The 6,490-nt window shown below is 42.5% G+C and carries 7 protein-coding genes; 3 read left to right on the top strand and 4 right to left on the bottom strand.

From position 1 onward, the window contains the following. Both dacB and QZ407_RS12305 read right to left on the bottom strand, forming a co-directional pair. Nucleotides 1–930 (bottom strand): D-alanyl-D-alanine carboxypeptidase/D-alanyl-D-alanine-endopeptidase (dacB, locus tag QZ407_RS12310; protein ID WP_295771476.1); only part of this gene is annotated, 930 nt, incomplete at its 3' end. After that, nucleotides 902–2,353, bottom strand: a complete 1,452-nt coding sequence (locus QZ407_RS12305) for an amino acid permease (protein WP_295771472.1) — start codon at nucleotides 2,351–2,353, stop codon at nucleotides 902–904. The genes dacB and QZ407_RS12305, both read right to left, overlap by 29 nt. A gap of 160 nt (nucleotides 2,354–2,513) precedes the next feature. On the opposite strand from QZ407_RS12305, the gene QZ407_RS12300 reads away from it, so the two are divergent. The 3 genes from QZ407_RS12300 to QZ407_RS12290 all read left to right on the top strand — a co-directional run bounded on the left by QZ407_RS12300 (nucleotide 2,514) and on the right by QZ407_RS12290 (nucleotide 5,115). Further along, nucleotides 2,514–3,350, top strand: coding sequence for a sulfite exporter TauE/SafE family protein (locus QZ407_RS12300; protein ID WP_295771469.1), 837 nt, complete (start codon nucleotides 2,514–2,516; stop codon nucleotides 3,348–3,350). Beyond that, entirely contained in the window at nucleotides 3,347–3,739 is a 393-nt protein-coding gene (locus QZ407_RS12295) for a DUF1634 domain-containing protein (RefSeq protein WP_295771466.1), read from the top strand. The genes QZ407_RS12300 and QZ407_RS12295 overlap by 4 nt, the downstream gene beginning before the upstream one ends. A gap of 86 nt (nucleotides 3,740–3,825) precedes the next feature. After that, nucleotides 3,826–5,115, top strand: coding sequence for an alpha/beta fold hydrolase (locus QZ407_RS12290; RefSeq protein ID WP_295771463.1), 1,290 nt, complete (start codon nucleotides 3,826–3,828; stop codon nucleotides 5,113–5,115). A 57-nt stretch (nucleotides 5,116–5,172) separates the two neighbouring features. Here the strand turns inward: QZ407_RS12290 and QZ407_RS12285 are convergent, their stop codons facing one another. Both QZ407_RS12285 and QZ407_RS12280 read right to left on the bottom strand, forming a co-directional pair. After that, complete coding sequence (locus QZ407_RS12285; protein WP_295771460.1) at nucleotides 5,173–5,655, bottom strand: hypothetical protein; 483 nt, start codon at nucleotides 5,653–5,655, stop codon at nucleotides 5,173–5,175. A 63-nt stretch (nucleotides 5,656–5,718) separates the two neighbouring features. Next, nucleotides 5,719–6,366, bottom strand: coding sequence for an HAD family hydrolase (locus QZ407_RS12280; protein WP_295771457.1), 648 nt, complete (start codon nucleotides 6,364–6,366; stop codon nucleotides 5,719–5,721). Nucleotides 6,367–6,490: the final 124 nt, after the last annotated feature.

Genomic DNA, 6,490 nt, shown 5'->3' with positions numbered 1-6,490 from the left:
TGGTGGTACAACCTCTGTCCTGGTGTTTAGTGTAGTTGTTGATTCTGGTTCTTTACCAACTGCAATTCCTAAGCGTTTAAGGGTATCCGTTAAACGCCACGCAGCATCATAAGCCGGATCGGGCATGGCAACGCTGATGCTTTTTTTGGCCTTATCAACGGCATAAGCACCCCTAATATACATTTGCTTGTTGCCCACGGGCAAGTAGGCGTATGATTTATCGCCCGTGCCTGCACCAGACGTAGCAACTTCACTTTTAAAATTAAAATAAGGCATTGCTGGTGCTGTACGCAAAATTTTTACCGGGTTGCCTACTTCACCTGTTTCATATTTAATATCGAAAGTGTTTTCGCGCCAGCACAAGCCTGATGTACCTGCACCGTAATAATTACCTAAATCCTGCCATATCCAACCGTCAGGAACAGATTGCGTATCAAAGGCAGAATCATCGCCAATAATGCGGCCATTTACTTGTTTAATGCCGGCCTGCTGCAACGCGGTAACAAACCTGTTAATTATTCTGCTTTCCTCGGTTTCGGCCCAACGCCAACTGCCGAGGGTTGGGTCGCCGCCACCTTTTATAATAACGTCTCCGTTCAATACGCCGTTTGCATCAACTGTGCCGGTGTATCCAAGGCGAGTCTCAAATGTAAAATCCTGTCCAAGTAAATTATAAGCTGTTATTGATGTTACCGTTTTTAGGGTAGATGCAGGCGCAAGTCCCATATCTGGGTTATGTGTAAAAACAGTGGCACCGGTACCCGCATCAAGCACTGTTAATGATATAGATGCATAGCTGCACTGGGCATCTTTACTTAGCCGGGTAATAGCTGTTTGAAGTTTTTGTGCAAGGCTGCCTGTTGTTTTCTTTTGCGCCTGCGCTGTACTAAAAAATAATAAACTAATGATCAGAAAGTACGGTATCCTCATGCTTTACGTTGCGTTGTGATATAAAATATATAGGGATGCCGATGAGTACAATAATGAGGCCAGGCCAAGTGTAGTCGCTTTTGTAACGCAACAACAAACCGCAAAATGCTAAACCCATTATGATGTAGATAGCTGGCAAAACCGGGTAGCCAAAAGCCTTGTAAGGTCGCGGCGCATCAGGGCGTTTTATGCGTAAAATATAAATGCCGGCAATGGTAAGCATGTAAAATAATACCACAACAAATGAAATCATATCCAGCAAATCGCCGTAACGGCCGCTTAGGCAAAGCACGCTGGCCACAGCACATTGTATCCATAAGCCAAACTCAGGTACGGCGTTCTCATTGAGTGTGCCGGTTTTTTTGAAAAAAAGACCGTCTTTAGCCATGGTGTAATATACACGTGCACCGGCCAATATAAGGCCGTTGTTGCAGCCAAAGGTTGATACCATAATCATTAATGCAATTACAACAGTACCTATATTGCCAAAAATTACGGTTGATGCTGCTACAGCCACGCGGTCTTTTTCGGCCGAAGCAATTTCATTTAAAGGTAGTACAGCAGTATACATTACGTTAGCTGATACATAAATAACCGTAACTATTAAGGTACCCAAAAACAGGCTCAAACCTATGTTGCGTTGCGGGTTTTTCATTTCACCCGCAATAAAGGTTACATTGTTCCAGGCATCGCTGCTAAAAATAGAGCCTACCATAGATGCCGCAATAGCGCCCAGGGCGGCAGCCATGGTGTAGGAAGTTAAGCTGCCATCTTTTGCCAGTCCGCGCATATCCCAGGCGTTAGTCCAGTTGGCTGTCCAAACATCGCCCTTAAGCATAATAAAACCAAAAGCAATTAAACCAAACAAGCTGATAAGCTTGGTTAACGTGAACGTGGTTTGTATAAGTTTGCCGCCTTTAACACCCTTGGTATTGATGTAAGTAAGCAGGATAATGATGAGAATAGATACCACTTGCGCAGCGCTTATGGTTAAGGTAAACATGCCCCCAAACGGAATGCTTAATAAAATATTTTCTTCGCTTACAGCTGGTATAAGGTACGCCGCAAATTTTGAAAACGCCACACCAACTGCTGCAATGGTTCCCGTTTGTATTACAGCAAAAAAGCTCCAGCCGTATAAAAAAGCTACAAACTTGTTGTAAGCTTCTTTCAAATAAACATACTGCCCGCCGGCTTTTGGAAACATGGCACTCAATTCGCCATAGCTTACCGCTGCAGTAAGGGTCATAAACCCGGTAATGAGCCAAACGGCAATTAACCACCCCGATGAGCCAACGTTGCGTATAATGTCGGCACTCACAATGAAAATACCCGAGCCAATCATTGATCCGGCTACCAGCATAGTGCCATCAAGCAGGCCTAACTCGCTCTTTAATTTTGTTTGTGATGAGGGTTGTTCCATCAATAGTTATGTTTAAAGCCCTAATCTATTTAAAAAACTTCAAATTACTGGTGCCTGGCTGCAAATTGGCTTTACAGGCAGGCTGTATAACCAAGGTTTAATATTGCTGCAACAAAATAACCGCATAGCAAAAGATATTGAATAATTTAGCGGCAAGTAAATGACAGTAACTGCAATAACACTTATTATACTGGCCGGTGCCTATCTGGCCGGACTTTTAGGATCATTAACGGGCCTGGGCGGAGGTGTAGTAATCATTCCGCTGCTTACATTGCTGCTTAACGTAAACATTCATTATGCTATTGGTGCATCACTTGTATCGGTAATTGCTACATCATCGGGCTCGGCAGCAGCCTATGTTAAAGAAGGAATCACCAATGTAAGGCTGGGGATGTTTTTGGAGATAGCCACAACCATTGGCGCCATGATTGGCGCAGTACTGGCGCTTTATATGCAAACCAATGTGATTGCGGTAATATTTGGATTGATACTCATCTTTTCGGCATTAATGTCGCTTAAAAATAAAAAAGAGCAAATTGAAACCAAACCTAATCTTTGGTCTGAAAAGCTCAATTTAAACAGTTCCTTCCCGTCAGCAAACGGGGTAGTAAGCTATAATGTAAAAAATGTGGGCGGTGGATTTTTCATGATGTTGTTTGCCGGCGTTATATCAGGACTGCTGGGTATAGGTTCGGGAGCTTTAAAGGTAGTTGCCATGGATGGTGTTATGCGCATTCCGTTTAAGGTATCAACCACTACCAGTAATTTTATGATTGGCGTTACTGCCGCTGCAAGTGCTGTTGTATACCTGCAACGCGGCTATATAGACCCGGGCTTATCCATGCCTGTTGTAATTGGCGTTTTACTCGGGGCACTTACGGGGTCAAAAATTTTGGTGCACACATCATCGGCGGGTTGGCTGCGCTGGGTTTTTGCTGTAATTGTCACCTTTTTAGCTGTGCAAATGATTTATAATGGCTTAAACCACAAAATATGAGTTTAACGCAGCCTAAATTACATGATACTGATATACAGCGAATAATAGGCTGGATACTGCGAGTTGGTGTAATACTATCAATGCTTGTTGTGTTTATTGGCGGCTGTGTATATTTGTACAGGCACGGAGCCGAAACAGTGCATTATAAAGAATTTATTGGCGTTCCGGGATTTGTACATTCGGCATCGGGCATATGGCATGGCATACTTACTTTCAGAGGAAGGGCCATTATACAGGCCGGCATTGTTTTATTGATTGCTACGCCTGTTGTCCGGGTCATATTTTCGGCTATTGGTTTTGCACTAGAAAGAGATTGGCTGTATACCGTTATTACCCTTGTAGTACTTGTAATAATAGCTGCCAGTGCACTAACCGGCCATGCAGGCTAAAAATTTTAGCGGCGCCTTGACCGCTTGAATAATTAAGATATAAACCAGGCAATCTTGATAAACAGATTGCGTTTTGTTAAATACAAATGAAGAAATTACTTTTTATACTGGCACTAATATTAAGCTTGCCTCAGGTATATGCCCAGGCTGCCGAGCCGGGAATTTACCGCATTGCATTAAGTAAATTTACACTTTACTATAACCGCAATCAGCCTGATAGCATCTTTAACATGTTTGCGGCAGATGTAAAGAAAGATTTACCAATGCTGAAAAACCGTGAGATGATCAGCGAGCTGCAGGTGCGTTCGGGGCGGTTACAGCGTGCAACCTTCACCACACTTAATGAGGGCATAGCCACCTACCGTGCCGATTTTCAGCGCGCTGTATTATCCATGCAGATAAGCATAAACGGCGCTGGTAAAATTGGCGGATTGTTGTTTGATAACTACCGTGGACAAAATATAGTTAAACCGGTTGATGACCCGTACACCACTGAAACTCCGCTTGAGTTAAAAACATTATCGGGTGCTATACGTGGCACACTGGCCATGCCTAAGCAAGCAAGTGGTAAGGTGCCGGTTGTTTTAATTATACCATCATCAGGACCTACAGACCGCGATGGCAATAAACTAAAACTGAATCAACAACCCGACACCTATAAATTGATAGCCTTTGCGCTGGCTAAAAATGGTATCGCCTCATTGCGTTATGATAAGCGTTTAACGGGTGAGGTTATTACACCAGCTAAAGAAACGCAACTACGTTTTGATGATTACATTGATGATGCGGTGATGCTGGCAGGTGCATTACGAGAGGATGAGAGGTTTTCAAAGGTGGTGTTGCTTGGCCATAGCGAAGGATCATTGGTAGGTATGCTTGCCGCGGTAAGCCAGCCTGTAAACGGATTTATATCTGTTGAAGGTGAAAGCTTGCCTGGTGACAAGCTGATGTCTGAACAACTGAAAAATCAGCCTGATTACATTACAAAAGGCTTTAAGCAAATTACTGATAGCTTACGCCGTGGTAAAACCTATGATAAGGTAGATCCTTCACTTTACAGTATTGCACGTGTAAGCGTTCAGCCGTATTTAATGACCTGGATGCGCTTTGACCCTGTAAAGGAGATAAAAAAAGTTAAAGCACCAACACTTATTATACAAGGTACAACTGACCTGCAGGTAAGCGCTGCCGATGCAGAACGTTTGAAAAAAGGAAAATCAGATGCAAAAGTTGTGATGATACCCGGCATGAACTACGTGCTTAAAGAAGCCCCTGCGGCTCAAGCTGCTAACCTTGCCACTTACAATCAGTCGGGGTTACCGGTAAAGCCTGAATTGGTGAGTGCTATAACCGACTTTGTAAAATCAATAAAGTAATCAAGGTTTCAAAAAGCCTTGATTACTTTATTGATTTGTATTTACTTGCAATAATTACTATTGCTTAATATATTCCTGTGGGCCAATACAATTAGCATTTGGGCCGCAAATATTATTAAGATTGAGTTTGGTGCGGGTATCATTAAAGCGGAAACTGTATGGCTGTGTTGATTGAAGCATTTCTCCTTTAACAAGGTTGTCCTCATTTGTAACAGTAGCATTGCTTTCTTTGGTGTAAGGTATTATATCATAAAGCTCAAGCCCGTTCTCACTAACAATCCGGTATTTTGAAACTTGCTTAGAGTTGTAGCTTTTTATAGCTCCTGTATTTTCATCAATATAATAACTGGTAAATGTAACCATGTTATTTGGGCCAAAAATTACCCGCACCCTTGCGCCTGCTGCCGAGCTGATGTTATTAACGGCGACCCAGGTGCCTTCAAGCTCTTTTTGACTTTTAGAAGCTTTACTTTCTTTTTTACAGGATGCTACGGCAATACTAAGCAGTAAAACGAGCATAGCAATAAACTTTGGTTTCATGTGTGATACTTGGTTTATTGCTATACGTTAGTACATGCCCGAGTGCTACAGCTAAGCTGTAATTTATAATATCTCCACTAAATCGCTGAACTTGTTAATTACCGCTACCGGCTGCCCATCGTTTACTTGACCAAAGCCATATGTGGCAAATATAATTGGCACGCTTGCTTTGGTTGCGCTGTCATAATCGCCTTGTGTGTCACCTACGTATACCGGTGCTTTAAGATTGTAGTCATTTACCACGTCAATAATATTTTGGAACTTGGGTTGACCCTTGGTTCCGTAGCATTGATGGCCCACAAAAACATGCTCTAATTGGTTAAGCCTTAAAAATGTTTCAATGTAACCACACTGGCAATTGCTCACCACAAACAACTTATATTTACTTTGCAGGTAGTTCAATGTGCTTTTTAATTCAGGATACAATTCTCCGCCTTTTGTATTGAGTACTTCCAATTCGTACTTTGCACATCTGCGTTTAAATTCCTCGCGCACTTCAGGCTCAAGGTAAGGAAACAGTTTTTCAAAAATAGCATTGTAAGCCATGCCGGTAATTGACCGCACCGTTTGCTGCGTTATATCATCTTTTATATAGTCAACCTCCAGCTTTGCCTTCTGCCATGCAGTTGCCACATTGGCTGTTGAATCCCAAAGTGTTCCGTCAAGGTCAAAAATAATACTGTCGTATCTTTCTTTTAAATGGTTATTCATAGCGGCGGTAAAAGTAAAAGTTTAACCCGGCCCGTGTTGTGTTTGCCCGCATAAACTTACATGGTACAAACATAACCGGCTTATTTTGCATTGTATGCCATGTAAAGTACTTGTATTTTACGCC

Source organism: uncultured Mucilaginibacter sp., assembly GCF_913773635.1.
Classification (GTDB): Bacteria; Bacteroidota; Bacteroidia; order Sphingobacteriales; family Sphingobacteriaceae; genus Mucilaginibacter.
This window is presented reverse-complemented; position numbering and strand designations above follow the sequence as displayed.